37 protein-coding genes and 1 pseudogene are annotated in these 26,878 nt (G+C 45.6%); 21 read left to right on the top strand and 17 right to left on the bottom strand.

Going from position 1 to position 26,878, the window contains the following annotated elements; genetic code table 11:
• Nucleotides 1-56: 56 nt before the first annotated feature.
• The 3 genes and pseudogenes from ABLA76_RS04035 to ABLA76_RS04025 all read right to left on the bottom strand — a co-directional run.
• Nucleotides 57-1,402 (bottom strand): annotated as a pseudogene (locus ABLA76_RS04035) (DUF1073 domain-containing protein); the annotation flags it as partial.
• Nucleotides 1,402-3,021 carry a TerL protein gene (locus ABLA76_RS04030; protein ID WP_348986956.1) on the bottom strand — a complete coding sequence of 540 codons (1,620 nt, stop codon included), beginning with the start codon at nt 3,019-3,021 and terminating at the stop codon, nt 1,402-1,404. The pseudogene ABLA76_RS04035 and the gene ABLA76_RS04030, both read right to left, overlap by 1 nt.
• Nucleotides 3,022-3,025: 4 nt before the next feature.
• Complete coding sequence (locus ABLA76_RS04025; protein WP_348986955.1) at nt 3,026-3,595, bottom strand: terminase small subunit; 570 nt, start codon at nt 3,593-3,595, stop codon at nt 3,026-3,028.
• 386 nt (nt 3,596-3,981) lie between these two features.
• Here ABLA76_RS04025 and ABLA76_RS04020 point away from each other — a divergent pair, with 386 nt between their 5' ends.
• Nucleotides 3,982-4,194: a KTSC domain-containing protein gene (locus ABLA76_RS04020; RefSeq protein ID WP_193851173.1), complete on the top strand. Its 213-nt coding sequence runs from the start codon at nt 3,982-3,984 to the stop codon at nt 4,192-4,194.
• A gap of 58 nt (nt 4,195-4,252) precedes the next feature.
• Here the strand turns inward: ABLA76_RS04020 and ABLA76_RS04015 are convergent, their stop codons facing one another.
• The 7 genes from ABLA76_RS04015 to ABLA76_RS03985 all read right to left on the bottom strand — a co-directional run bounded on the left by ABLA76_RS04015 (nt 4,253) and on the right by ABLA76_RS03985 (nt 9,527).
• The gene (locus tag ABLA76_RS04015; protein ID WP_348986954.1) at nt 4,253-4,435 is read right to left on the bottom strand and encodes a Lar family restriction alleviation protein; all 183 of its coding nucleotides are present in this window, start codon (nt 4,433-4,435) and stop codon (nt 4,253-4,255) included.
• Nucleotides 4,435-4,893, bottom strand: coding sequence for a lysis protein (locus ABLA76_RS04010; RefSeq protein WP_348986953.1), 459 nt, complete (start codon nt 4,891-4,893; stop codon nt 4,435-4,437). The genes ABLA76_RS04015 and ABLA76_RS04010 overlap by 1 nt, the downstream gene beginning before the upstream one ends.
• On the bottom strand, nt 4,890-5,294 hold the full coding sequence (locus tag ABLA76_RS04005) for a structural protein (protein WP_348986952.1): 405 nt from the start codon (nt 5,292-5,294) through the stop codon (nt 4,890-4,892). The genes ABLA76_RS04010 and ABLA76_RS04005 overlap by 4 nt, the downstream gene beginning before the upstream one ends.
• A complete protein-coding gene (locus ABLA76_RS04000) occupies nt 5,291-5,614 on the bottom strand; it encodes a phage holin, lambda family (protein WP_285811547.1) in 324 nt (107 codons plus the stop codon). The genes ABLA76_RS04005 and ABLA76_RS04000 overlap by 4 nt, the downstream gene beginning before the upstream one ends.
• 655 nt (nt 5,615-6,269) lie before the next feature.
• Nucleotides 6,270-6,662 (bottom strand): antiterminator Q family protein, encoded by a 393-nt coding sequence (locus ABLA76_RS03995; protein WP_285810611.1) that lies wholly within the window; start codon nt 6,660-6,662, stop codon nt 6,270-6,272.
• A gap of 392 nt (nt 6,663-7,054) precedes the next feature.
• Nucleotides 7,055-9,313, bottom strand: coding sequence for a DUF5906 domain-containing protein (locus ABLA76_RS03990; RefSeq protein ID WP_348986951.1), 2,259 nt, complete (start codon nt 9,311-9,313; stop codon nt 7,055-7,057).
• Between the two features lie 13 nt (nt 9,314-9,326).
• Nucleotides 9,327-9,527 carry a helix-turn-helix domain-containing protein gene (locus ABLA76_RS03985; protein ID WP_348986950.1) on the bottom strand — a complete coding sequence of 67 codons (201 nt, stop codon included), beginning with the start codon at nt 9,525-9,527 and terminating at the stop codon, nt 9,327-9,329.
• 144 nt (nt 9,528-9,671) lie between these two features.
• Here ABLA76_RS03985 and ABLA76_RS03980 point away from each other — a divergent pair, with 144 nt between their 5' ends.
• The 12 genes from ABLA76_RS03980 to ABLA76_RS03925 all read left to right on the top strand — a co-directional run bounded on the left by ABLA76_RS03980 (nt 9,672) and on the right by ABLA76_RS03925 (nt 18,125).
• Nucleotides 9,672-10,349, top strand: a complete 678-nt coding sequence (locus ABLA76_RS03980) for a S24 family peptidase (protein ID WP_348986949.1) — start codon at nt 9,672-9,674, stop codon at nt 10,347-10,349.
• Between the two features lie 411 nt (nt 10,350-10,760).
• Nucleotides 10,761-11,171, top strand: a complete 411-nt coding sequence (locus tag ABLA76_RS03975) for a helix-turn-helix transcriptional regulator (protein ID WP_348986948.1) — start codon at nt 10,761-10,763, stop codon at nt 11,169-11,171.
• A gap of 5 nt (nt 11,172-11,176) precedes the next feature.
• The gene (locus tag ABLA76_RS03970; RefSeq protein WP_348986947.1) at nt 11,177-11,578 is read left to right on the top strand and encodes a hypothetical protein; all 402 of its coding nucleotides are present in this window, start codon (nt 11,177-11,179) and stop codon (nt 11,576-11,578) included.
• Nucleotides 11,579-11,820: 242 nt separating this feature from the next.
• The gene (locus ABLA76_RS03965) at nt 11,821-12,612 is read left to right on the top strand and encodes a hypothetical protein (RefSeq protein WP_348986946.1); all 792 of its coding nucleotides are present in this window, start codon (nt 11,821-11,823) and stop codon (nt 12,610-12,612) included.
• 2 nt (nt 12,613-12,614) lie between these two features.
• A complete protein-coding gene (locus ABLA76_RS03960) occupies nt 12,615-13,901 on the top strand; it encodes a DUF2800 domain-containing protein (protein ID WP_348986945.1) in 1,287 nt (428 codons plus the stop codon).
• Nucleotides 13,902-13,934: 33 nt separating this feature from the next.
• Nucleotides 13,935-14,495, top strand: coding sequence for a DUF2815 family protein (locus ABLA76_RS03955; protein WP_348986944.1), 561 nt, complete (start codon nt 13,935-13,937; stop codon nt 14,493-14,495).
• Between the two features lie 53 nt (nt 14,496-14,548).
• Entirely contained in the window at nt 14,549-15,190 is a 642-nt protein-coding gene (locus ABLA76_RS03950; protein WP_348986943.1) for an Nmad5 family putative nucleotide modification protein, read from the top strand.
• On the top strand, nt 15,183-17,243 hold the full coding sequence (locus tag ABLA76_RS03945; protein WP_348986942.1) for a DNA polymerase: 2,061 nt from the start codon (nt 15,183-15,185) through the stop codon (nt 17,241-17,243). The genes ABLA76_RS03950 and ABLA76_RS03945 overlap by 8 nt, the downstream gene beginning before the upstream one ends.
• A 3-nt stretch (nt 17,244-17,246) precedes the next feature.
• Nucleotides 17,247-17,516 (top strand): hypothetical protein, encoded by a 270-nt coding sequence (locus ABLA76_RS03940; RefSeq protein WP_348986941.1) that lies wholly within the window; start codon nt 17,247-17,249, stop codon nt 17,514-17,516.
• Between the two features lie 9 nt (nt 17,517-17,525).
• Complete coding sequence (locus ABLA76_RS03935; protein WP_348986940.1) at nt 17,526-17,768, top strand: ANR family transcriptional regulator; 243 nt, start codon at nt 17,526-17,528, stop codon at nt 17,766-17,768.
• Nucleotides 17,725-17,994, top strand: coding sequence for a VRR-NUC domain-containing protein (locus ABLA76_RS03930; protein ID WP_348986939.1), 270 nt, complete (start codon nt 17,725-17,727; stop codon nt 17,992-17,994). The genes ABLA76_RS03935 and ABLA76_RS03930 overlap by 44 nt, the downstream gene beginning before the upstream one ends.
• Nucleotides 17,991-18,125 (top strand): Arc family DNA-binding protein, encoded by a 135-nt coding sequence (locus ABLA76_RS03925; protein ID WP_348986938.1) that lies wholly within the window; start codon nt 17,991-17,993, stop codon nt 18,123-18,125. Before ABLA76_RS03930 ends, ABLA76_RS03925 begins: the two co-directional genes overlap by 4 nt.
• Here the strand turns inward: ABLA76_RS03925 and ABLA76_RS03920 are convergent, their stop codons facing one another.
• A complete protein-coding gene (locus tag ABLA76_RS03920; protein ID WP_348986937.1) occupies nt 18,126-18,557 on the bottom strand; it encodes an Arc family DNA-binding protein in 432 nt (143 codons plus the stop codon).
• A 125-nt stretch (nt 18,558-18,682) separates the two neighbouring features.
• Here ABLA76_RS03920 and ABLA76_RS03915 point away from each other — a divergent pair, with 125 nt between their 5' ends.
• The 5 genes from ABLA76_RS03915 to ABLA76_RS03895 all read left to right on the top strand — a co-directional run bounded on the left by ABLA76_RS03915 (nt 18,683) and on the right by ABLA76_RS03895 (nt 22,449).
• Nucleotides 18,683-18,859, top strand: coding sequence for a hypothetical protein (locus ABLA76_RS03915; protein ID WP_348986936.1), 177 nt, complete (start codon nt 18,683-18,685; stop codon nt 18,857-18,859).
• A gap of 10 nt (nt 18,860-18,869) precedes the next feature.
• Entirely contained in the window at nt 18,870-19,715 is an 846-nt protein-coding gene (locus ABLA76_RS03910; RefSeq protein ID WP_348986935.1) for a Rha family transcriptional regulator, read from the top strand.
• 42 nt (nt 19,716-19,757) lie between these two features.
• Nucleotides 19,758-21,140, top strand: a complete 1,383-nt coding sequence (locus tag ABLA76_RS03905; RefSeq protein ID WP_348986934.1) for a DEAD/DEAH box helicase — start codon at nt 19,758-19,760, stop codon at nt 21,138-21,140.
• Nucleotides 21,141-21,211: 71 nt separating this feature from the next.
• Nucleotides 21,212-21,433, top strand: a complete 222-nt coding sequence (locus ABLA76_RS03900; protein ID WP_047769542.1) for a DUF4224 domain-containing protein — start codon at nt 21,212-21,214, stop codon at nt 21,431-21,433.
• A complete protein-coding gene (locus ABLA76_RS03895; RefSeq protein WP_047769540.1) occupies nt 21,433-22,449 on the top strand; it encodes a tyrosine-type recombinase/integrase in 1,017 nt (338 codons plus the stop codon). The genes ABLA76_RS03900 and ABLA76_RS03895 overlap by 1 nt, the downstream gene beginning before the upstream one ends.
• Nucleotides 22,450-22,743: 294 nt before the next feature.
• Here ABLA76_RS03895 and ABLA76_RS03890 read toward each other — a convergent pair whose 3' ends face one another.
• From ABLA76_RS03890 to ABLA76_RS03865, 6 genes are all read right to left on the bottom strand, one after another.
• Nucleotides 22,744-23,745, bottom strand: coding sequence for a tyrosine-type recombinase/integrase (locus ABLA76_RS03890; protein ID WP_348986933.1), 1,002 nt, complete (start codon nt 23,743-23,745; stop codon nt 22,744-22,746).
• A 2-nt stretch (nt 23,746-23,747) separates the two neighbouring features.
• Nucleotides 23,748-24,122, bottom strand: a complete 375-nt coding sequence (locus ABLA76_RS03885; RefSeq protein WP_348986932.1) for a DUF2511 domain-containing protein — start codon at nt 24,120-24,122, stop codon at nt 23,748-23,750.
• A gap of 92 nt (nt 24,123-24,214) precedes the next feature.
• Nucleotides 24,215-24,487 (bottom strand): integrase, encoded by a 273-nt coding sequence (locus ABLA76_RS03880; RefSeq protein WP_348986931.1) that lies wholly within the window; start codon nt 24,485-24,487, stop codon nt 24,215-24,217.
• Nucleotides 24,488-24,493: 6 nt separating this feature from the next.
• Nucleotides 24,494-25,033, bottom strand: a complete 540-nt coding sequence (locus ABLA76_RS03875; protein ID WP_285810991.1) for a hypothetical protein — start codon at nt 25,031-25,033, stop codon at nt 24,494-24,496.
• 62 nt (nt 25,034-25,095) lie between these two features.
• Entirely contained in the window at nt 25,096-25,479 is a 384-nt protein-coding gene (locus ABLA76_RS03870; protein WP_285810994.1) for a helix-turn-helix transcriptional regulator, read from the bottom strand.
• A 224-nt stretch (nt 25,480-25,703) separates the two neighbouring features.
• Complete coding sequence (locus ABLA76_RS03865; RefSeq protein WP_285810996.1) at nt 25,704-26,045, bottom strand: helix-turn-helix transcriptional regulator; 342 nt, start codon at nt 26,043-26,045, stop codon at nt 25,704-25,706.
• 117 nt (nt 26,046-26,162) lie between these two features.
• Between ABLA76_RS03865 and ABLA76_RS03860 the strand changes: the two genes are divergently transcribed.
• The 3 genes from ABLA76_RS03860 (at nt 26,163) to ABLA76_RS03850 (ending at nt 26,854) form a co-directional block, all read left to right on the top strand.
• On the top strand, nt 26,163-26,315 hold the full coding sequence (locus ABLA76_RS03860; protein WP_348986930.1) for a hypothetical protein: 153 nt from the start codon (nt 26,163-26,165) through the stop codon (nt 26,313-26,315).
• Between the two features lie 6 nt (nt 26,316-26,321).
• Complete coding sequence (locus tag ABLA76_RS03855) at nt 26,322-26,537, top strand: DNA-binding protein (protein WP_285810998.1); 216 nt, start codon at nt 26,322-26,324, stop codon at nt 26,535-26,537.
• 125 nt (nt 26,538-26,662) lie between these two features.
• Entirely contained in the window at nt 26,663-26,854 is a 192-nt protein-coding gene (locus ABLA76_RS03850; RefSeq protein WP_348986957.1) for a DNA-binding protein, read from the top strand.
• Nucleotides 26,855-26,878 lie beyond the last annotated feature (24 nt).

Genomic DNA, 26,878 nt, shown 5'->3' with positions numbered 1-26,878 from the left:
CTAACTATTTAGTACATGACCGTATTTTCAACGAGGGTATTGGGTAGTATCGTGCTGTCCAGCTCATCGAGTTGAGGCGGTGCACCATCATCAGCGTTGTTGATATCCTCATCGGTTATTGAGCCACCAATGCCCGTAACATCAGCCATTTCGCGTAAATCGTTCATGGCTGCCTGTAAATTCATCATGCCGCCATCGAGTGCGCCATTCAGGGCGTTGACGGTATTCACTGCAATTGTGGAGCGGTCGAGATCGGACATTTGCCACAGCGGATTAAACTCGAATGTAAAATCATCCGGTAATGGTTTCTCAAACTCAGAGCGGTGCATCACATCCAATAAACGGCGGATAGGTTGGCGTAACCGCCTCTCCTGTTGGGTGCCGATATTGTCGTAGTAGTTGGCAAGATCCGCATCGCCGGTAGAAAAACCCTGTGGCGACTGCCCGAACAAACGTACCAACGGAATACCCACCGCGCCTGATATTTGTTCAGCAAATTGTGCCAGCACATTATCCAGACCACTGAACGAGTATTGATGCGTTTCAAACTCATCGGTTTTATCCATCAGCGTCATGCCCTCGTTGCTCTGGAACTGACGGATCATGTCCATGTGTTTGAGCAACGCGTCCAATCGCGCACCGCCCATCGCAATGATTTCTCGCAGTTTGTCGATACTGTAAGTTCTCAGATGCGCCTTATAAACCAACTGTGCCGCACCGGTTGTGGCACTATCGAATGCCGTGAGCCTGTCGTAAATGCGTTCAACAATCGACATACCCCACTCGTTTTCGGTCTGCGCCTGCTGGTATGGCAGGGTTACACCATCGAACCGAATCAAGCGGCTGTGATGAATTTTCCATGCGGGTATCCCACGCCCCGTATTCGTGATTTGGTAAAATTCGGGCTTACCCAGATCTTTACCTATCTCTTTAATACGGCGATTTAAATCAGGCTCAACCTGCCAGCGGTCGAGGGGCAACAGCCCTTTGAATTTGCCTTTGCCGATAGTTTCAGGACGTAGCGGCGTAAATGGCGCCTGCCCCTCAATCAGAATTAATCCGACCGCTCCGCCGTAGAGCCGTGACCATTTGATGATATTGTTCAGGTTTTCCCACAGTTCCCGCTCATCAAACAGTGATTCCAGCACACCACGCGCTTTGGGGTCTATTTCTGAGGTGATGCGAAAACCCTTGCGGGTCATGTCGTCGGCCACCGAATCCACCGCAGCACCGATAATCCAGGACGAACGGTACGCATTTTCTATCAGCATTTGGTTACGCTCGTCCAGTTTGGACGATACGTAGACGCCGCGTGCTGGTTCGGTGCGTGCATCCCAACACGCGCCATCATGTTCTCGTAGCTGTCTGCGGTGAGCTGCGGTTTGCGATTATTTTTCGCCATTAATAACCTCGTCCTAATATTTCCCAGATTTCCATTGAGATATCCATCGGGGCGTAAAGGATCATGACTGAGTCAGCCAGATTGGGGGATTTAGTCCCGTCCGGTTTTTTGTCCACAACTATTTTCCCGACGCCATTCACAGAATAGGTAGGTTGTGACAATTCCATAATGAGTTTATCTTTCAGCGGCATTTCACCGGAAATAGCTATCAGCTCATCAGGATCGTAAAAACGCCCCTCACTCACTGCCCTGTGGGTTTTCTGAAAGCGGGTGCGCAGCGCCCACCATGCCTGCGCTTTCGCGTTGGCGAAAAAATCTTTATTTAGTCGGGGTTCGCTGAATGCATCCCCCGGCACAGCTTCGCCATCAGGATCGAACACGGCACCACTCCCACGAAACGGAGTCGCGGTTATCATGTTCATTCGCAGTGATTTACGTTGTTCGTTGATAATACGGGCATCACCCCGTACACCCGCGCCCAGTCCGTCAGAGTCAAATCGAAACGAATCTAGATTATTCTGCTCACACCAACCGAAGACATTTTCAACGGAACCAAAAATATCACTGCCTTTGCCAGACCATTCTTTGATTCCCCCCAACAAGACGCCGTGCCGCCATGAAAACGCGTTTTTATCTTTACCCTCGTCGGCAACATCCATCGCCCCCATGCGAATACCCGTGGGGTGAATACTGAGTTTGATATGCGCATCAACCGCAGACTGCACCCATTCAGACGGTATCAATATTCCCTCTACCGACGCCTGATAGTTGATATCAACCTCCTGCGCCAGCGTGACCGGGTCAAGTTTTTCCACCTGTTTTTTGTACCAGGCATCGTCTTTCCGTGGGTCATCTCGCCAGTGGAATGTGAAAATTTTGATGTTGCCACTGTGCCTGCGTTGGGCGAATGAGTTAGCCATGCCGTTCGGTGTCGAAACATCCTGTCGGCAGTTGGTTGTGGCAGACAGTGAGGCATCCACCAGCGCTGGACGTTCGAGGAACGCGGCCTCATCCACAAAATAGAATGACGCACGGTCACCCCGCCCGATACCATCGCCCGCTTCTCCTGTAATAACTGAGTCAGTATCAGGGAACAGAATACGCATGTGGGGGGCGTGTTTGCGAATATCCCACGTGCCTCTGAATTCGGCGGGCAATAAGTTGATGAAGTTCCTTGCCTTATCAAACAACGACTTGGGTGAACCCCGCATATCGACATACTCCTCTTTGCGAGAACCGAAACCCGCAGCAACCCCCCGATTGAACAGACATATTGAGCTGGCCGTGGCGATGGTCAGCCAGCTAATCCCCATGTCGCGGGTTTTTTCAGTGATCCCCGGTTCCTGAGTACGCCAGCATTCCATAAACCATTCAATCCATTCCTCCTGACGGGGGAACAGAATAAAGGGGATACGGGCAGGTAAACCCCGCTCAACGTTGCGGGGGTCTACCGTCATGCCCCAGTCAATAATAAATTGCCCTGGATTATCGCGGTAAAATGTCCGCATCGCAGGTAATAGCGTGGGGTTCTGGCGAATGCGTTGTAACCGCTCCATCCGCCATTCGAATATCGCGTTATAATCGGGTTTACGAAAATCAAACGGAAACGGCACAGGCATTGCATCACCCCATCATTTTCTTGTAGGCAGCCTCTGCCTGTTCGGGTGTCAGTTTAGCCACCGCTATCGGGCCGTCATTCGCTCCCGTCAGTTCGTTTTTCACATTCTCACGGAATGCCTGAACAGAGATGTGTTTACCCAGCAATTCGAGATTTTTAACTTTGTCCGGCCATTTGATTTTTTTGAGTATGCCTACCATATCGCGGTCGTCGCCTCTGCCCTCGAACATCTCAGCCAGATTGAACCCACTGAGATAACGACGCCACGATTCCGGCCATTCAGACAACGGTTTGATACTAAGATCCTCCTCCAGAATGTCAGCCACATCCATCTGGTCGATTTCAACGAGGCGCATCAGTACATAGTTAGCATCAATCCCCAGTTGTTTGTTGCGCGTCTGTTTCAGCTCATCGATCAGCGCGATAACAAACGGTTTTTGCATCAATTGATAGCTAATTTCACTGGCACGTTTCGGGCTGTACCCTGCTCGGATTGCTGCCTGCGTTGCGTTTAAATCGACCAGGTATTCACGACAAAACGTTTTTTGTTTTGTAGTCATTTTTGTACTGGTCATTTTCTGAGTTCCTAAAAAGAAAAAAGCCATCCGTTAACGCGGGTGGCAGCAAATGTTATGCAGATCACTTTTTAATCACTTTGGTTGGATATAATCGCAAAGCGATTACAGAGAGAAACTATCCCACTGACACCGCCCTCTAACACACTCCTGCCCCACTCAGGGAATGGACACCGAAATAAAAAAGCCACCGCGGAGTGTGGTGGCTTAGCGTGTTAATTTCTTTAAATTGATAAATACTTATTCTTTGCTTACTGTGATATTGATCAAATCAATGAAATCTTGGCACATCTCAAGGCGATGCCCGTGATCGTCCACAAAGTTATATTTCTTAAAGTATTCCAATATCTCCTCGGGACTTTTCCCGTATAAAGGAGATTTAGAAATTGAATCGTGTATCTGTTTCATCTTCAAACCTTCATTCTGTTGGTTATGACCAAGTCACGAGAACATTGGAAATAGCTTTTCATAGTGGAGGAATATATCAATACGATGGTGTTCCAGCCAATGTACATCAAGGATTGATAAGTGCTTCTTCCAAAGGAAAGTACTTCCACCAATACATCAAAAACGTTTACCCATACCGTAAGGTTAGATGATTATTAACTTGGCGAGGCTAATACCTCGCTTTTTGTTATCACTCTCACCACCTCAGTATCATTTGCTCTGAGGTGGTGATGCGTTATTCCACACAGATACAGCAGTGACCGATGACTCCTCCTCTGGCCCACATGCACCACAGTCAGTACATTGCACAAAAAACCACGTGTCATCCGAATATGAGTTTATTTCCGTATCCCCACTACCGCAAAACAGGCACGGTTTGAGTTTGTCTGCCATTACTTTTTTCTCCCACATTCAATCTTCGCCCAATCCCTCAATCCGAGGAACTTGGCTTCGAGGGTTTCAAGTTCTCCGAGGAGACGTACATAATCCTGTTCAGCGTCTTTCGCCAGTCTGGCGGGTCTTGAACCATCCACGCCGGAGGGGGCAGCGGCTTTAGACACGGGGCACTCGGCTTTGACGTACACGCGCTTAACGTTAGTGCGGAGAGTATCGCTAAGCTCATCAAGTTTAGATTTGGCATTGGCGAGTTCCTGAGTGTGTCGGGTATCTAATTCGTGGAGTTGCTGGATGCGCTCTTGCTGGTTGGTGTTGATGGCAACCTGTTCGTCATACTGTAGCTTTAAACTACGGTATTCTTCGGCCTTGTCCTGATACTCACTGTAATAGAACCAGAACAGGCCAGCGACGACAGCAAAAGCACCAAGGGTGAAGTGCTGGCTGTTGAATCTCATAGCATCTCAAATGCCCGTGTGAAAGTGTCATCGGAATAAGGTTGCTTGCCGTTCTCGTGCCGGATGATGGACTTAGCCAGCGCAATCAATGTGGGTTTATTGATGTCCAAAACCTGATTCGGGTCTACATTCAGTGCCTTAGCAACACCCTTGATATAGGCTGAGGTGTTATTCTCGTTATTTGGAGCATAGCGATTAATCACCTTGGCCACACTCTGATAACCGTTCTTGTGGTAATTGGTCAGCAACTTCATGAGTGCCCGGATACCATATTCCGGTGATTCAAACAGACAGAACCGAGGATTTTTTACACCTGTTTCGATTCCAATTTGACCCTGCCACTTATTAGCGGGATTGTGGTCAATATTGCCCGGGTTGTTATTGCTAATGCCTCTGCTCACTGTTTACCCCCCAACCGTTTATTGATGGCACGAATAGCAAACTCGCGTATTTTCTCAACGCCAATAAATCCAACAGCGCCACCGATAGCCGGTGCGAAACTGATAGGAATGCCAAACATCTCTAGCCCACTGGATACACTCCATGACAAAGCACCACAGAGCAGCGCCTCTACCCAGCGGTTCTTTCGTTCCACGCCGTCGTAAATCAGGCGTCCGTAACAAATTACGATAGCTAAAGCAGAGCCGGATATCTGTGGCCATGAGTTTTTCAGGCCATTTAACATGTCAGCCCATAAATCAGGATTTTCTTTCATCTTCATATTCCACCCCATTTGAACAATGGGCGTCCGTGGGGGTGAACGATGGTTACCCCTGTGATTGAGTTAATAGGAGATGCCGCCCTCAGAATTGAGGGCGTAGATACGCAATGTGCGCCGCTTATAGCAGGTATAACCCTGCATAATTTCAGATGTTAAATTGTGATCCTGCCAATATGAGCGTTTGCGGTCGGCTGGAATAGGTAAATCCGCAACGCACCCAACACTAACGGTAGTTGGCGACCAAATATGCCATTGGCTGACCGCTCACCCCAGTTGCCGTCTCAAAATACCCCCGTATAGCGAGATTTAAACGATTGTGAGCGGTCAACGAATGGCACAGATAATTTGTTAAAAACAGGTTCTATTTAACATAATGGTTCTTACACGAACCCCGACTTTTCAACTCAATCAAAATGTCACCCCAAACATGTAAAAGCGACAATCTTCTCGCTCATTTTAGGTCATTTCTCGATATAACATTTTGTTAACAAATCGCCACTATTAGGGTTCAGGTAAATCTCGATGTCTAACGGTTGTTTTCCCAAGTTTCCACTTTTCGCCCAAAAGAAAAGGCGCCTAACATTGGGCGCCTTTTCGCAGGGTATAAAAACCACTCCTATCACAATAGCACAGTTTTTGCGGGTCGCACTAGTTTTCATGTTTCGATTGGTTTCTTTTTAACCATTAAATCCATATCTAATTGAATTCCCAGTGTATCTAGACACCCGGCTACGAAACGCTCACCGCATTGTATACGGTGCCTGACCTCTCGCTCGTTTGTTTCGTATTGGCGGGCAATCTCGCGTTTAGAACGCCCGTGTATGTAATGCTGTTGGATATATTCCAATTCCTCGCCCTGCCCTATTGCCTGGAGTCGTGCCACGCACAAATCAATGATCAATCCGTCCTCGTCGCTGCATGTCAGCCGGGTATCGCCGTTCGCGGGCAGGAGGCCGCTGAACCCCGCAGCAACAGACGACCAGCCAACATTGGTTAGATTTGACGACCACCCGCCCCATCGAACTAAAACTTGCTGAATATTGCGCATAGAATTTTGCCCTGTAGTTTCGTGTACTGTGAAAATTTTTACCAGTTGCCGTCGTGCTTACGTGCCGGTGTGATTATTAAAGGCTAAACCAAGCTCGATGGCCTCTTGCTTCAATTTTTATACTTCTGGGTTGCAGATAGGTTGCAGATAAAAAGCTATCTGCAACCTGCCTAACCCCGCGTATTTTCTGGTTTGTCCCGTTTTAGGTTGCGGGTTGCAGATGTTTAAAACATATATACATATGAGACATATATATGAGGTGTATATAATCTCTCTCACATGTGTATGTTAAAAATAACTGCAACCTGCAACCTTTTTCATCTAACATATTGTTTTTATTTTATTTTAAAGGGTTGCAGGTCTGTTTTTATCTGCAACCTATCTGCAACCTTTTACATCTCAATTAGTAATTTTTTGCAACTTTCTAGCTCAGTGCGAAGCTGTTCATTACTGAACTTGCGATTTTTTACCAATACCCAAGGTCGCTCCGTCTTCCCCTCGAACTTAATAGCTCCTGCCTGCCCCAACCCTTTACTTCGCAAAATGCCGCTAACACGCTTCGGATTGATATCAGCGTCAAGACCAAGTTCCGCGACGATATAACTCACTATTTGTTGATAGGTCATAGCAGCAACTGGGGGGTCAGCCAACAAGTCGAATAGCACCTTATCGGCATCTGTCCGGCTACTATCAATCATTAATTGCCGTTCTTCGGTCTCTGGGGCACGCTGCCAGTCAAACGCATCTAAATCGATACCCATCAGATACCAGTAGACCTGAGCGATAAACTCTGGATCTTTTAGTGCCTGGTACAACTGCTTGAAGTAATTGTCGCCCTGCAAAAAGTCAGGGCCACCAAACACGGCAATACGGCGGTCTTCTGGAGGCAAGTAAATAGCGTCGATATGGTTAGAGAAAAACAGAAAGTGCGTGAAGATATCCATTGTCATCTTCTTGCCGTACTTGTTATTGACCTCAAACCGGGGTTCGGTCAGCAAATCACGAAGCTGATCATTGACTGAATAACGTTTCTCTATGTTTTCCTTCACCTCATCGACGGTACACAACAACGAGTGGTACAGATAATCGTGATATTGGTTCTTACAAATCACATCCATCTTTGCTCGGGTACAATTCCAATGGCCTAATATCGATTCCATTAACTGAATAACCCAGCCGCGCCCCGTACCATGCAGTACGGATATATGAAGCACGGTAACCGGACAACGGCGCTCTGGTCGCTGAACCATCCATGCGAGACGGGCGATAAAAAACAAACGTTGGGACTCACCCGGCACTAAGTACGCGATGTGTTTAAGGAAAATGGCTTCCGCTTTGGTGAAATTGGCCACTTTCTGGTGTTCAGGTAAATAGAACTCATTAATTTCTAGCCAACCATCTTGCCCCTGTATGAGTCGCCCTTTACCTGGGTGATACCCTGTGCTCTCCGCAACCAGTTTTTTAGGGTGTTCCAGCCAACGTTTAGTCGCAGGTGTAGGCTGCCCTTTCCCCATAGCCGGAAACTGGAACGGAGCCATTAGGTTTTTAAACGACTTCATATCCATGATGCTACGATAGGGAGGCCTGGACAGATCACAGACCTGATCCCCTTTCACAACATAGATAAACCGCTCAATAAAATGGCTGGTCATATCGGTATTGATATCAGTGAAATTCGGTGCGCCTTCTTGCTCGGTCAGATCCTCAAAATCGCGCACCCCAAACCCAATAATATTGAGGAAATCGCCATCATTACGATGTGCACACGAGGCGTGCAGGCACTTAAAATGCCCCACTTTGAACCCCGCGGTACTTGACGGAAAATACGCGGTACTGGTCGGGTCACTATCAATGCTATGTCCGTCCGCAAACGGACATGTGATATAGCGCTCGCCATTTTTGCCAACGCCCAACGTCCAGCCGTTCGCGTCCAGATAGTCGGCGGTCTCGTCAGTAGCATTGGGGGTAGATATGCCGCGATCACGGAGTTTTCCGGCAACACTCGCTTCGGTAGACACAGCAACGGGCAGTTGTTCAGCCAATGCTGACCACAGCATTTCTAACTGTTCAGGCGTTATTTCGAGCGGGTCGCTGGGTAAACCGCCATCCCATTGAATGCGAGCACCGCTAGGATGCGTGCCCGCAGCCACAAATTGCTGACCATCGGCCAGCAGTTCAATGATACCCAAATCATCCGCCAGACGGTGAATACGCTTACGATACTCGCCCTTAACTGACAACAAATACAGGCACTTATTACTGTTATTGCGATAACGGCGCGGAGGCAGTTTGCCTAATAGTTTGACCAATAGTGCCTGGATCTGAGCCTGTACGTTCTCATCTTCGCTATCACAATCCAGCGCCACTGCACCTAACCCGGTACGCATGCAAATACCATAATCAGGTTCGCCCGACCACGTTGTAATATCCGGATCCGTGACTATTTTTTCTGTCCACCGGGGGATACCCACCACTTGCCGTAACCGATTGTAACGGCTAGGAGTTTTGCCAATGCTTTTCAAGGATGAATCAGGGGAAACGAGGGCATCAGGATTACATACCACGGGTAGCAGCTTCTCCGCACAGCCCAGTATCAGATCCATATGGAACCATTCATCAGGCGTCGCCCCCCAGTTTGTTTGTTCTGACATATGGGTACGCGCCTTATTTGTTATTTTCTTTCACAAATTCCGTATAAAAACGCTCAATAGCTCTAACGGTAGATAAACGAGGGTCGTTACTCTCATCTATAAAAATTCGGCTTAAAGACGATTGGCTAACACCTGTCAGATCGGCCAGTTGTGTTTGAGTAAAACCAGACTCAATCAGTCTTCTAACCATTTGATGGGGTGAAATAAGGTTCATATATTAAAATCCTCCAGCTTAAGATATAGGTAAATGTACCCTAAACCGGGTTCAAACTCCACCCGAAATAAGAAACAAAAAACAGCTAATATATGCAAATGCAGGTATTAGGCGTGATTGAAAATAATTTAGGGGTGCAAGCGAATGCCATCAGATCTCAGCATTTTAATTAAAAATATCAAGTACTTAATGTATAAACATAACATCAGCGGTATGACGGAGTTATCTAACCGTTTAAAAGTACCGCAATCAACTTTACACCGAATATATGCAGGTGAGGTCAAAGACCCGAAGTACACAACATTAAAACGTCTTGCGGATTTCTTTGGGATTTCCCCGATAGAGCTATTTGAGTGTGATTTACAAGATACCCAGCCAACAGCTATTGTTGAAGTGGATGGGGAATATTACTCTCATACTTTCACTAACATACCAGTACGCAGTGACATTGTGATTAGTGGCAACGTGCAGGAGTTCGAATTAACTGAGAGAGGTGATGAACATAGCCAATATCTACGCTGGCCATCATATGATAAAGACGCATACGCCGTGAAATGTACAAATACTTCATTGATGCCCCGCATAAAAGACGGCGAATTCGTGGTTGTCGAACCTAACCAACCACCAACTCCAGGGGACGAAGTTTTGATCATAACGACAGACGGTAACACTACCGTTAAAACATACTTATTTGAAAGAGATGGGCAGTACCATGTACTCCCTATCAATGAAGATGTTGCCCCCATTCGCATACCTAAAAATACGGTTCAGTCCATACATTATATCGCCGGTATCGCAAAGCCAAATCTCATAAAGAAATAACTCCTTATAAATCAAATAAATAAGTTAGGCCGTTAAATAACGGCCTTCTTTTTCGCAAATTACACCCGATTTAGGGTTGACACAAACATCACTAATGGAATATAACTTCTATATCGATTTTAAAAACCGTTTTCGGAATTACCACCCGCTCTTTAACAATTTAGAAAGTCGGAACGCACACTACCTGCTGTTTAGACCCCTACGCATGAAATGCGACGTACCATCGAGCGCGATCCGGTCGATGGGAAGATTAGCCCCATAAATGGGCGCGAACGGGCAACACTGGCGGTAGGGAGTGTGCGAACGCAAAACTCAACCTATAGGAGGAAAATTACCAATAAAGAGCGGCTAACTGTAGACCATTCAATGAGTGGTCTATGGTGAGCCAACCTACAACATGAGATAACTAAAATGCTAATAAGAAACATATCGTACCTAATGGCGATACATGGGATAAAAAGCGTAACCAAGCTAGCTGAAACTCTTGAAATACCCCAATCAACACTACACCGAATAGTGTCCGGCGAAGTGGATCCTAAATACTTTACTTTGAAAACCATTGCAGACTATTTCGGACGCACAACTAGCGGGCTAATGGAACTCGATTTAGCGGATCTTGACGGTGGTAACCCCTATATCCACTTTACCGATAGTACGCCAGCATCGAAATACCAGAATTTCCCGCCAGAAGTACAGGCCGCCGTCATTAATACGTACTGCGAAATAGTGACACGTGAGGAACGATTATATCCTGGCACAGATAGCTTAGAAGATCTGGCCGAAAGTTTAGTACACGGTTTTTCAAAACTTATTGAGAGCTAATAACAATGACTAAACATATTCACGCCGATTTAATGGCGACATACGCAGAAATAGCGCAAACAGATAATGAACCATGGCGACATTTTCAATGTAAAACGCTCACCAATAACGATTGGGATGATTGCATTACACCTATTGCATTCTGGTTCGACCGTGAGTATCGCCTGAAACCCCGTACTATCAAAATCGGGGATATCGAAGTTCCAGAGCCAGTGAGGGGGCCATTGGTGATTGGCACTGAGTATTATACTCCGTCAATCAACAGTATCTCACTCTACGCAAACCGGGTCACGTGGGGTAACGATACCTGTGATATCGAATGGTTGCAACGCGGACTAATCCACCTCGACCCCGAATCCGCCGAACTGCACGCTCGGGCGTTGATAGCGCTGACCGCTACGAAATAAAACCGCATTACGTCCGTACCAAACCATCGTCCTTTGGCTACCACACCCATCTGCCAGTTTTGGTGGGTGTGCTTTTTGGTGTGTAAAAAAGCGTTATGAAACCAAAAATAATACCGGTTGACCGATACCCGGTAAATAACACCGTTCGCCGCCTGCGCTGGCAACGGAAACTCGAAGAATTACAACGCAATCCTGATAGTAAATTCCCAATCACTTTGTATTCATAATAAAAGGGCTGGAAAATGAGCTTAGAAGCATCTTTAGATAAAAATAATGCGTTATTGGAAACAAATAACGCGCTGTTATCACAACTCCTTTCGACATTTGTTACGTCTCAAACAGCGGTAGCACCGGCTGCTAATTCTGGCATACATGAGGCAGACCTTAAAACCTACGCTATGGAACTCCCGGGGGAGGAGGTGGTGGTTGAGGGAATCCTTGCAGAGGCTGTTGATGAGGCGGGGGATAGCCGACCCGCCAAACCGAAAAAATCCAGTGTTAAAAAAGTCATAGATAACACTCCTGTTGATATCGAAACGCTGGATTTGGAAACCGTGGCCGCCATTGCCGTATTGTTCAAACAGGATGCCCACAACCTGACCACAGATAAACTGGCGCAGGCCCGCGCGGTTATTGATGGCGTGGGTAAAGCCCGCAACGGACAGGTAGACGCGCTGGACTGTGCACTACAAGGTCTACCGGAATTAAAATCACTGACGAACGCTGTTATTTTGGATTTGTGTCTGGAAATGGTAGCGAGCTGGGACGAAATACCAGGCATTACCGAACGCCGCGAGTTTGCATTGGCATTGCTGGATGAGGGCAAACAGACCACTGAGCCTGAGCCAGAGGTTGATCCCGCAGTAATATTTGAACAGGCCCGACAAGCATTATTACGTCTGTCAAAAGGGGGGTATCGCAGGGAGGCTGTCAGCATAGTACAGAAATTTGGAGCTATAAAAGTTAGCGATATCCCTCCAGAAAAACTCCCAGAGGTTTTAAAAATGGCTGAGGCCGCGTGGGTGGAGGAATAGCTATGCCGGAGGTACACGCAAAACTATCCCCCTCAGCATCACATCGCTGGTTGCGCTGTCATGGCAGTCTGGCGATGGAGGCTGGACTGCCAAATACCGAATCACCGTTCGCGCTGGAGGGCACCGCGGCACATACCCTCGCCGAAACAGTATTACGTAATCGCCAAAACCCGACACTAGCAGGTAAACCCTGCACTATGGGGCAAACCACCGCCGAGTATCTGGGGCAAAACGTCCTGCTCAAACCCAACACCCCAACCGTCGATGATGAGATGGTGGAGGCAGTGGGTGACTATGTCGAAACGGTATGGGGGCTGGCTCAGGGTAATGAGTTGTTGGTCGAGCAACGTGTCGATTTTTCCGATGTGATTGGCGTCGAAAATTCATTCGGCACGGCGGACGCGATAATCATCAACGGTAATGAGCTACAAATCCATGACCTGAAATACGGCCGCGGCGTGCGTGTTGATGCAGAGAGCAATGAGCAGTTGATGTTATACGCGCTAGGTGCCCTCGATCAGTTCGATATGTTGTACGATTTTAACACAGTGCGTTTATTCATCCACCAGCCCCGATTAAACCATGTATCAGAATGGACGGTCAATGTCGACGAGTTACGGCAATTTGGGGAACGCGCCAGAGATGCCGCCGCATCGGTCATTATCATGTTCAATATCGCTCAGTGTGATGGCGTAGAAACACTGCCCGCTGACAGTTTCACCCCAGGCGATAAACAGTGTCGTTTCTGCAAGGCAAAGGCGGATTGCCCTGCATTAGCGAAGCACGTGATGAACACTGTCTTAGATGATTTTGACGATCTGACGCAACCATTAGAGCCGCAAATAAAACAAGCAACCGAGCAAATCCCACTTTATGACAACCAGACACTGGCCTCTAAATACGCTCAGGTAGATTTTGTTGAAAGCTGGTGCAAATCGATCCGTGCCCGCGTCAGCGATGAGTTGAATGCAGGGCATCCCATACCCGGATTTAAACTGGTCGAGGGTAAACAGGGCAACCGTTCTTGGGGTATAGAGTCAGAAGCTGAAGCGATGTTGAAATCGTTTAAGCTCAAACAAGACCAGATGTACGCCAAGAAAATTATCAGTCCGACCCAAGCGGAAAAGCTGATTAAAAAGGACAACCCGCGCCGATGGGCCAAACTGGAACCCCTTATTATTCGGGCTGACGGTAAACCCACTGTTGTACCGGAATCCGATCCCCGTCCAGCATTGGACGTCAACCCCATAAATGATTTTGACGATATATCAGACGATATATTCGCATAATTACATCTAACCAATAACCAGGCACAAAATAGCATGAAAATTAAATTACCAATTGTACGTTTGGCATTTCCTGATTTATATGAAGCAACCCAAGTTAACGGCCAAGGCGATTTTAAATTTCGCTCTACTTTTTTAATCGACAAGGAGCGCCAAAAAGAGTTAATTAATCAAATTGAAGCCGCAATTAAAAAAGTGGCAACTGAAAAATGGGGTGCTAAAGCGGAATCTATTTTAAAATCTATTCGCGGAAATAACATGCGTTTTAATTTCCGTGATGGCGATGATAAACCCGATTATGACGGCTACCCGGGGTGTATGTATATTTCCGCCAGTAATAAATCGCGCCCTTTGGTTATTGATCGTGACAGAACGCCACTCACTGCTCAGGATGGTCGCCCCTATTCAGGTTGTTATGTAAATGCCACCATCAATATTTTTGCCTACGACAATAACGGCAAAGGCATTTCGGCGTCACTGGCCGGTGTTCAGTTCTTCCGAGATGGCGACGCATTCGCAGGTGGCGGAGTTGCATCAGTAGATGATTTTGACGATATCAGCGAAGGTGCTGACGCAGAAGCTGATATTTTTAGTTAATTAACTATTATTGCCCCGCATAATTAGCGGGGCATTTATTAGGGTAAAAAACCATGACACAAAAAAATTTAACTAAAGATATAAAAAGCGAAATTGTTAAAAATGCGCTGACTAAATCGGGAATATTTGAAAAAGAAGAACAGTTATTTAAAGACCGTGCTGATTGGGCTGAAAAAGTTAGAATAGAGGCTATCGGCGGCGAGAATATGGATTCGGGAATAAATGATATTATTTCTGAAATAAAAACACTGGCTAATAAAATACCTGAATCCGTACGCGAAGATGATTTTCCTATTCGTGAATCCAGTTATATTGAAATTAATTTAGCAGGTATTACTGTGTGGGCGTTTTATAATGGCGCACGAGAACGAGGCTGTCAACGTTATAGCAGACAACGAGTAACTAAAATCACCCCTAGAAATACCAGTGTAATATTGGCTGATAACCCGCTGGTTAATGAATTCTATGAATTGGAAAAACGTTACAACGAATTAGAAAACCAACGGGAAGATATCACCAATAATGTGGAAGCGGCGTTAGCCAAAGTTCGCACTGTAAAACGTTTGTTGACTGAATGGCCGGAAGCCGCCGAATTATTGCCTAAATCAACGGCGAAAGCTGCACCAGTTCCTGCCGTTCGCCGTGAGGCACTTAATGAGTTAATTGGGCTACCGACAGAGGCGGACAATGACTAACTTGTGGCTCGACCTCGAAACCTATAGTGAAATACCGATCAAAAATGGCACTCACGCCTACGCCGCGCATGCAGAAATCATGTTGTTTGCGTGGGCGATTGATGACAACCCCGTTCAGGTATGGGACATCACTAGCGGTATGGACATACCTACCGAATTACGTACCGCCCTACTCACACCCTCAGTGAATTTGTTCGCACACAATTCACATTTTGACCGCACAGTTTTACGCTGTTATTGGCCTGGATTTGACCACGATATCAGCCGCTGGCGTGACACGATGGTTCAGGCGCTGGCGCATGGTCTACCTGGTGCGTTAGGGGCATTGTGTGAGGTGCTGGGTATCCCATCAGACAGAGCCAAAGACAAGGAGGGCAAAGCGCTGATCCAATTATTCTGCAAACCCCGCCCGAAAAATGTCGCCATTCGCCGCGCCACCAGCGATACCCACCCGGAGGAGTGGCGACGGTTCGTTGAGTACGCAGCGCTAGATATCGTCGCCATGCGCGAGGTACATAAACGCCTACCCAAATGGAACTATCAGGGCGATGAGCTGGCACTCTGGCATTATGACCAGCGAATTAATGACCGTGGCGTGTATATGGACATCGAGTTGGCAAAATCAGCCATCGCAGCCGTTGAGCAGGAACAGAAACGGTTGGCAAAACGCACGCAGGCATTGACCGAGGGTGATGTACAGGCCGCGACCCAGCGTGACGCCATGCTACGGCATATCACCACGGCATTTGGTATTGAATTACCTGATATGCAAAAAAGCACGTTGGAACGACGCATAGCAGACCCCGATCTACCCGTCGCGTTACGGGAATTGCTCACCATCCGGTTACAAGCCAGCACTACCAGTACCAGTAAATACAAAGCGCTAATGAACGGGATAAGCGCCGATGGGCGTTTACGCGGAACATTACAATTTTGTGGCGCATCACGTACCGGACGTTGGGCAGGACGCCTATTCCAGCCCCAAAATTTACCGAGAGCCACCCTCAATCAGGCCACTATAGACACCGGTATTGAGGCGTTGAAATCGGATTGTGCAGATCTGCTGTTCGATAACGTCATGGAATTGACCAGCTCAGCCCTGCGCGGCGTTATCATCGCGCCGAACGGCAAGAAGCTCGTCGTTAGTGACCTGTCCAACATTGAGGGGCGAATGCTCGCGTGGCTGGCGGGTGAAGACTGGAAACTACGAGCGTTTAGCGAATACGATAGCGGTATTGGCGCAGACCTCTACAAATTAGCCTACGCCCGCGCATTCAACATCGAGCCAGAGGGCGTCACAAAAGACCAGCGCCAGATCGGTAAAGTCATGGAACTGGGGCTAGGTTACGGCGGTGGCGTCGCTGCGTTTGTCACATTCGCCCTCACCTATGCACTCGATTTAGACGAACTGGCGACCGCTGCGTTACCTAATATCCCGGTAAAAGTTCAGCGTGATGCCATGAGCTGGTACAAGAAATCAGTCGAACAAAATCAGACTTACGGACTGAGCGAGCGCGTTTTCATTACCTGTGATTCGCTCAAACGCATGTGGCGTAACGCCCATACCGCTACCGTGCCGTTCTGGTATGAACTGGAGGAGGCAGTAAAGCGGGCGATCAATTCGCCCAGTGTCACAATACCTTGCCGTAAATTGCGAGTTCGCCGCGATGGCGCTTGGCTCCGTATTGTTTTGCCATCGGGTCGCGCAGTGTGTTATCCCTCACCTCGTCTCGATGACGGGCAGATCAGTTACATGGGCACTAACCCGTACAGCCGCAAATGGCAACGGCTCAAAACCTACGGCGGGAAACTGGTCGAAAACGTCACACAGGCCGCTGCACGTGATGTACTGGCAGGTAACATGCCACTCATTGGCTACGCGGGCTATGACATTGTGCTAACCGTACATGATGAAGTGTTGACGGAAGCGCCTGACACCCCCGATTACTCCCATGAGCATCTCAGTTCATTGTTAGCTACAAATCCCGACTGGGCTTTAGATTTGCCGTTGAATGCGGGCGGGTTTGAGTCATATCGATATAAAAAGGAATAATTTATGGAACGTTGTCAAAAATGCCGTGGTTATTACGGTGAACCTAAACCTGTCGTTATTGGCGAAAAATGTTGTTTTAACATAACTACCCCCCGTGATGGGTATTCGTTCAAAACCCGCGGGGTTACAGGGGAATTATTTCTAATAAAAAATGACGGTTACTCTGTTATTTACCGTAAAACGATATACCACACTGATCTAATTGCTCACCCCGATGATCCATCGCCACTTACGCTCGCGTTTGTTGGTCAATGTACTTGTTCCCGTACCTGAGAATTTTCTATGTCATTTAAATACCGAGACAGCCCGTTATTTTATCGGGTTGCGCGCGAGGCCGCAAAAATTGAACGCGAGGGCGATTATCGTCGGGCATCAAAAGTGTGGAATAAAGCGGCGCGGCATTCGCGCAATGAATTAAACATTAAATGGGCAGAAATTCGTTCTGATTTTTGCCTAAAACAAATTGAACGGGATCAATTCAATGAAAATCAGAGAGGACGTAATAGAGCGACATCTGGTTATTGAGGTGAAAAAAGCGGGCGGCATTGCCTATAAATTTGTTTCCCCTGGTCGCCGTGGTGTTCCTGACCGTATTGTTGTTTTACCCAATGGGCGTGTGATATTTGTCGAGTGCAAAGCACCGGGCGAAAAACCTCGCCCTGACCAGTTACGGGAACACGAACGGCTCAGGGCACTGGGACAAGAGGTTGTGGTTTTGGATAGTAAAAATGTGGAGGGGATAATATTATGAGTAAATCCGATGAGTATTTACAATTTAAACTTAGAATTCCCCGAGAATTAGCTGAAGAATTAAAGAAATCAGCAGCAGAAAACATGAGGTCAATAAACGCTGAAATACTCCTTAGGATAAAAAAAAGATAATCATTTTTTATTATCATCTTTCTCTTCAACTGACCAAGCGTAATAATAGCGTTTACCCTCTACTTCAATATATTTATAGCAGTTATTCTCGTCATCAATATCTGCACCGCTAACACGAACAAAAGGAGGCTGTCCTTCGGATACTTCACTATTTGGTAGAAAAATACCACGTCCCTCACTTTCTTTAATCCATGCAGAGTACTCACTAAGTTTGTCTGTTAAGGTGTCTAACTTTTTATCAATTGATTCAATTTTAGACTCATAATCACTAGACGTAGTAACTCCTTGATAAAAATTATCACCGAAACTTTCAGCCAAACGTTGCAAAACCTCGGCATTCATTGACCGCTTATTTTCCGCTGCCGCTTTTTCTAATTGTTCTTTTAGTTCCGCTGGCAAGCGGATCTTCATTTGTGCATCTTCGCGACTCATCGTTACCAACCTCTAAAAAGCAATTTTGTAATTATGCACCACGGTGGGCTTGACAGCAATGAACCACGGTGGTTTACTTAATTGCAAATGAACCACCGTGGTTCATTATTTTAAGGATAACAACAATGGCTATAAAAGTTTCGCAACTAACCCACGCCGATTTGCTGTCAATCATTGGAAACATTCTGGATACAGCTCAGCTATTGAGCACTATTGAAGCAGGATCATCGCTTGCTTTTGAACTTATTGAATTCGCCCAGCAAGCAGCACAAAAAGCATCAACCGTAGAAACCACTAACTAAAGGTATAAACATGCAAAACGTTACATTTTTAGCATTCGAAAATGAAAGTACAGAACAACCTATTATGATGAGCAGCCGTGAGATTGCGAAACTGACGTGCAAGAACCATACAAATGTAGGTCGCGACATTCGCTCTATGTTATCGGCCTTATATGGCAGTGAAGATAAGGATTATATACGTAAATCAGATTTGATTTACGTTACAAATCAAGGTGTTGATTGCGTGCACTATGATACGAACAACCCCAATGCTTGGGAATATTTACTTGACCGTCGCCATACTGAAATCTTGGTTACTGGTTACGATGTTAAGAGACGCGCAGCAGTTATTGATCGTTGGTTCGCTTTGGAGTCAGGTAGCGCAGTTCCAGCAGTTCAAATCCCGCAGTTCTCAGTAGATGATTTAGTAAACAATCCAAAACTATTGTTAGAAATAATTGGGGGGCAATCTCAAAACCTCCTTTTGAAAGACCAAACGATCAAAGAAGTTTCCGAAGAACGCGACGAAGCCATCCGCACAAAAGCCCAAATCAGCCAGAAAAGAGAAGCAAAGGCACTTCAACGTAATTCTGCATATCAACGTGTCGCCAATCGAGCCATACGGGAACGTGAAGAAATGGCTGCCCGTTTCGGTGCAAGTAAAGAATGGGCGTCCCAACAAGCCGTATGGCGAGCAACGGGAATAATGTACGGGTGGAAAGTATTAAATGCTTGGTTAGATGAGAATAATATTTATGACCCCGTCACCGATGGTTACCCAATGGCCTACAACATTTACCAAAACTGCCACGAAGTCATATACCCACTGCAAGCGTGGCTTGAAGTACACGGCGTAGATATCAGTGAATTATTTTAACCCATAGCACCCCGCTGTAACGTGGGGTTTAAAAGGTACTCTATGAAACCATTCACACCCCGCCCCTACCAAAACCTTATTATTAATCACGAACTGGATTTACCCCGCTGCAATGTGTGGGCAGGAATGGGTATGGGCAAAACTGTAGCAACACTAACTGCACTGGAAGATCTCTATATGGTGGGTATGGAAACCCAACCAACCCTAGTTTTGGCCCCGTTGCGTGTGGCTCGTTCCACATGGCCGGATGAGGCGGACAAATGGAACCATTTCCACAATATCGACGTTCAGCCCATTGTGGGCAATGTTAAAGAGCGCAGGGACGCGCTCAAAAACACCAACGCCAGCGTATTCACCACCAACTACGATAACCTTGTCTGGCTGGTGGAAACGCTGGGGGACAAATGGCCGTTCGCTACCGTCATTGCCGATGAGAGCACCCGGCTAAAATCGTTCCGGTTACGTAAGGGGGGCAAGCGCGCGGCTGCGCTGGCTAAAGTTGCACATAAACATGTACGCCGCTGGGTGAACTTAACCGGCACGCCCTCTCCTAATGGTCTGGTCGATTTATGGGGGCAATCGTGGTTTATCGATCAGGGCGAACGACTGGGCCGGACGTACAGTGCGTTCACCTCGCGCTGGTTCAATAGTATTCGGTTCCCTGGGCAATCATGGGTGAAACTGGAACCGTGGCCGTTTGCTCAGGAGCAAATGCAAACAGCACTAAACGATGTGACCATCGCTCTCAACGCGGCGGACTGGTTCGATATTCAGGAACCAATTCACAATGTTATTCGTGTCGATTTACCGTCCGCAGTCCGGCAACAGTACCGCGCGATGGAAAAAGAGCTGTTCATGGAGTTGGGTAGTATCGGGGTTGAGGCGCTGAACGCGGCGGCCAAAACCGTTAAATGTCTGCAAATCGCCAGCGGGGCTATCTATACTGACGAGAACGGCGCTTGGCAGGAACTGCACGACGCCAAAATTCAGGCATTAGACAGCATCATTAATGAGTCTGGCGGTATGCCTGTACTGGTCGCCTACCACTGGAAACACGATTTAGAAAGGTTACTGAAAGCATTTCCCAAAGGCAGGCACCTTGATTTAGACCCGCAGACCCTGCGCGACTGGAACGCCGGGAAAATCCCCGTAATGTTCGCTCACCCTGCCAGCGCCGGTCACGGTTTAAATCTACAGGATGGCGGCAACATCTTAGTGTTTTTCTCTCACTGGTGGGATCTGGAACAGTATCAGCAAATCAATGAACGTATCGGCCCTACCCGACAGATACAGGCAGGGCACAACCGCCCTGTGTTTATTCACCACATTATCGCAACCGATACAGTCGATGAGCTGGTGATGGAACGGCGTAATTCCAAACGGGAAGTTCAGGACATTTTATTAGAGGCTATGAAACGCCGGTAATAAGCTGCGCCGTTTACTTAACATTGATATTCAACCTGAACGGTTAACAGATAATCGAGGTCAATACAGGTATGAAAACCGGTATTATTAGCGATGACGATATCGCCGAACTGACGGGCTACCAAATCCCGTCTAAACAATGTGCAACGCTAAAAGAAGCTGGCATATTTTTTATCGTTCGACGGGACGGGAGACCCCGAACCACATGGGAGCATTTTAACAACCCGTTCTCGCAGCGAGTCAGAAACTATGCTCCTGCCCCTCAAGAACCTAACTTTGGAGCGTTAGACTAATGGGTAGAAAACGCAATAACCCCGCGGATAACTGGATGCCCCCGCGAGTTCGACGGGGGCGATCTGCGTTTGAATTTCAGACCTATGACAGCCGGACAGTTCGTCTATGTGATTTTTCGGCGACTCAGGCCGAAGTTTGGGTTGCCTACGAGAAATTAATCGCCGACCAGAAAAACGACGAGACGCTAAACGGTCTGGTTAAGGCGTTTTTTCTCTCGCCTGATTTTTCCGCCCTAGCTACCGAAACCAAAAACGATTACCGAAAATATGCAGGAAAATTGTTACCTGTATTTGGGAACATGTTACCGGACAATATCAAACCGGAGCATATTCGTAAGTACATGGACAAGCGCGGATTAAAAGCGCGGACACAACCTAATCGCGAAAAAAACTTTTTGTCACGTGTGTATGGTTGGGGGTATGAGAGAGGACTAGTACGCAGTAACCCGTGTAAGGGCGTCAGGCAATTTAAGGAAATTTCGAGGGATCGGTATATCACTGATGCTGAATATAATGCACTCTATTCCGTTGCCCCTCCAGTAGTTCGGGTTGCAATGGAACTGGCCTACCTGTGTTGCGCCCGTCAGGCTGATGTGCTGGCATTAACCTACGCGCAGGTACGGGAGGACGGCATATTTATTAAACAGGGAAAAACAGGTGTCGCACAAATAAAAGGCTGGACAGAACGTCTGGAAGATGTGGTGAAGATGAGCAAAACGCTACCATTGGATAGTGGTGTTAGTAGTATCTATGTACTCCACCAGCGTAACGGATCTAGATATACCCGCGATGGTTTTAACAGCCGCTGGAAAAAAGCCAGAGCCGCTGCTATAGAAAAATTTCCCGAGCTGGATTTCAATTTTACATTTCATGACCTGAAAGCCAAGGGAATTTCGGATCTAGATGGTACGCTGGCTGAAAAACAAAAAATCACTGGACATAAAAACATCACCCAAACGGCACGATACGATAGAAAAATTAAAGTTGTCCCCGTTGTTGGGGGGCAAAAAAAGTAAATGGTTGGTCAAAAAATATAGTGAACAGATATAGTGAACAAATAGTGAAAGGTGATTTGAGTCAAAGCAAAAAAGCCACCGTAAAGGTGGCTTTTTCTAACCCTAACTCGATGTTTTACATCAAGTTTTTATTTGGTGCCCAGGGCGGGACTTGAACCCGCACAGCCTTACAGCCGAGGGATTTTAAAGACTAGTACACCACTTTTAAAAACAATAAGTTAAAAAAAATCAAAGTATTGTATGTGCTAAATATTACTATTTATTGCTATTTGTTTGGCACTGCTGCCAACAAAATTACTCGTCAAGTTGATCGTAAGGATTCAGTGTTAAAGCTAGTTCTAAATGGTCAGGTGCGAAGTGGGCATAACGCATAGTCATGTTAATTGTGCTGTGCCCTAAAATGCGTTGCAGAACTAAAATGTTACCTCCATTCATCATAAAATGACTGGCGAAGGTATGCCGAAGAACGTGGGTGCATTGTCCTTCCGGTAAATCAATTCCTGCTCTTTTAACCGCATTTTCAAAAGCATCGTAACAATTGGAAAATAATTTACCTCGCTTTTTAGGGAAGCGGTCATACAGTCGCTGTGATATTGGTATCGTTCTGTTTTTGCTGCTTTTGGTTTTTGTATATGTGACTTTGTATTTCATTAGCTGAGATTGGCTCAAATCCTGTGCTTCACTCCAGCGGGCACCGGTAGCTAAACAGAGCCGCACAACATTACCGAGATCTTTGTTGTTGGAATTATCACACTCAGCTAATAGTAGCTTAATATCGTTGGGATATAGGAACGCCAATTCTTTCTCTGATTCCCTAAATTGCCGAATGCCATTAAGTGGATTTTCACCTTCCCATTCACCCAAACGAGTCAACTCAGAAAAAACAGCGTGTAAGTATGATTGTTCTCTGTTTACAGTCGATTGGCTAGGTGATTTGCGCCCTTTGGCATTCCATTTGCCGTTTAATCTTTCTTCACGATAAACAGCAAACATATTCTTATTAAACTCTTTAGCAAATGGGTCTTTTAATCGCTCGCATATTGCTTTTAATTTTGCTTTTCGCGCTTCTCCATCTTTTAACGTTTTCCCATGTAATTCATACCAACGGTTAACCAATTCACTCAATTTAATCGTGTTGGATATATCAATATTCAGAGTTTGCTTTTGCGTTAGCTGCCGTTCAAATGCCATCGCCTCACCTTTTGTTGTGAATTGGCGTCTGACACGACGGCCATTACGGCCGTCAGGGAAGCATTGGCATTGCCACTTACCGTTAGGAAGTTTACTAACAGCCATAATTAACCTTTGTTATCACATAGTGTTAGAGCTTCATTTGTAAATGGGCTGAGATTTACTTTTGCACCTGTGGATAGATTATCTTTCCAGAAAGAAGAGCCATTAATGTTTTGTGCTTCTTTTTTGCCATTGGTTTTTAATGTATTAGCTAATCCTGTTAATCCATATACGGTATTATCCTTATCCGAGAGATCTTCGACAAAAGCACCGCCTTTATAACACTGCAACTCAACTTTATCCGCATTGAAAGCCCACTTATCGCCATATGATTCTTGACTGATCTCAAGGCTATTATAGGGTTTGGTTGGCTCAGACTGCTCTGAATCACAGGCTGTAAGGAATAGTGCGCTAGATAAAATCAGTAAAAATTTTCTCATGTTAATTACTCTCTAATTATTTTTAGCTACAAATCAATACAATTAAAAATTCAAATGATTACGAATCAAAATATTCATGCAGTCATACAAACTCACCAGAGTTCAGTTGCAAAATTTGCTTTTCGCGCCTCTCCATCTTTTAACGTTTTCCCATGTAATTCATACCAACGGTTAACCAATTCGCTCAATTTAATCGCATTGGATATATCAATATTCAGAGTTTGCTTTTGCATTAACTGCCGCTCGAATGCCATCGCCTCACCTTTTGTTATGAATTGGCGTCTGACACGACGACCATTACGGCCGTCAGGGAAGCATTGGCATTGGCATTGCCATTTACCATTGGAAAGTTTGCTTACTGCCATAGTTCACTACCTCGGTAATTCATAACCTTGCGGAGAAAATTGGAAGGTTAAGGTGGGTTTATCTGATTGAACATCGATATATGCAGAATGCTCGTAGTTCTTTGACTGGTGATAATAACGTCCAGATTTTGATTTTGAGGCTAATGAATACATTTTAGTACTTAGTTTCATATATTCATTCGTAGTTCTGCTGGGATCTATGGCTGCTTGAAATGCAGAGACAACACAAAAGGCGGTAAGTTGCTCAGTCAATGTATTAGGAGCGGGGTATACATTAATATCAACATTGAATTTGCCTTTTGTATTGATATCTTTGGAAAAACTAACAAAAACATCGTTAGTAAATTGCGTGTTATATTGTATTTCGTCTTCATCGCCAATTTTACGGGGTATTTCTAGCGTGAATACTTGTTCGCTACATTGGACGTTATCCACAATATTATTTATGGCTTTTTTGTATAGCTCATTCACAGGGGTAGCATTAACAAAGCTAGACCAAGCGGAAACAATCATCATACAACTGGGAATAAACTGTTTTAGTTCCATAAGACACTATTTCCTTAATAATATATGATAATGAAATATAAAAATGATTGCGCCCAAAATTGTTAATGATGTAAATTTGAGGCGCAATCGTTCGTTACATTTGTTACATTTCTGCTTCTGATGGTGATCGGGTATGTAAGCGTATTGCTAAACGTATTGCTAACCGCTTGTAGATTTAAGCGTGACGCCGAATTCATGGCGCGATAGTAATCTATTATTTCTTGTTCATCTGCTAATATTGGTTGTTTTTTCAGCCCTGTAATGATGTAGACAGTATCGAATCCATGCTTTGCTATTTCTTGTAAGTATAGACTTTCTGGGGTTAGAACGTCATTTTCAAAATTAATCTGCGTTTGACTGGAATACCCTGTCAAGTATGCAAAGTCCGTTTGACTAAGTCCCAATCGCTCACGTTCCTCTTTTATCCTGAATCCTATTGTGCTCATTAATAAGTATCTCCTATGCCAAATTGAATGTATTTCGCTCAAAAACATAAAAAACAAATAGTTAGTGATTAGCAATGTAACATTACGGCATAAGTGAAATATATTCACAGATCACAATTACAAACAAACATAATTTCTTATTGTTACTTTTAATATAGTTAATTATGCCATGATGGAGTTTTGTAAATTTATGAATAAATGATTGGTAATGGTGTGTATAACTATCATCCATTCTTCACCTGTTTATCAGGTGCGGATTGTGCAAATGCAGAACCGACAGCTTGCATGTTGCGGCGTGATTCTTCGTTCATTGCTCGGTAGTTTTCAACCAATATTTTTTCATCTATTGATATGTCAGGTCGAGAAGAACGATTACCAGTAATTATATATAAAATATCAACACCTAATGCCGCTAGGCGCTCTAAATATTTAGCGTCTGGAGACTTCTGATTATTCTCATAATTCCCCTGAGTGTTTTTGTGTATCCCTCCTATATCAGCTAACTCAGCTTGAGTTAGGTTGAGTCTTGTACGTTCTTCACGCAGTCTAAAACCGATCGTACACATTTTTTTGTGACTACCTCTTTGCAAAACACAAAATTTTGTGTTTAAATGTCGTTAATGTTTCTTAGTGGATCACAATATAACATTATGACACAAGATAAGCATGTAAGGCGCTCGCGATTGCCGCGAGGAACTGCCTATAAAAATCCGGTTCATGTCCGGTTTTCTGATGAAGAGTTTAAAGAACTAGATGCTATTGCTATCAGAGAAGGTCGTTCAAAATCCAGCATGGTACATATCATCTATATGAGCGCTGTACAGAATTTTCGGTGATGAGTTATGAGAAATATCTTATTTGATGTGAAAATCGAATCAGCCTATGTATCACTCAAAAAGTACTCAGAAATAACCAAAATTCCTTTTGCTACATGTCGTGCAATGGTCGCTGATGGTCGCATTATTATCAGACCGAAGAAAAGAGCTAAAGATATGATAGAAGTCAACATGATCGCTATGTTGATGGATGCATATAACAACAGCCAAAAAATTATCTAACAGAGGGTAATAAAATGAAAAACGCAACATCCCTGAACTGTTCAAAACAGCAATTAGCCCTGATGGTGCGCCTGTATGATGTTTTTAATGATTTCAAAAACGAGGTGGCAATCACCCCTGAATATATCCCGGACACGCTGGCGCAGTTTGCATATGTATTACTCAAAAGGTATTCAGAAATAACCCAAACCCCTTTGGTTACATGTCGTGCAATGGTCGCTGATGGCCGCATCATCACCAGACCGAAGAAAAGAGTCAACGATACGCTAGAAGTCAACATGATCGCTATGTTGAAAGATGTTATCGCAAATAGCTGAAATATTAACTCAACAGAGGGTAAT

The sequence above is a fragment of the Xenorhabdus sp. SGI240 genome (assembly GCF_040081915.1).
Classification (GTDB): domain Bacteria; phylum Pseudomonadota; class Gammaproteobacteria; order Enterobacterales; family Enterobacteriaceae; genus Xenorhabdus; species Xenorhabdus bakwenae.
This window is presented reverse-complemented; position numbering and strand designations above follow the sequence as displayed.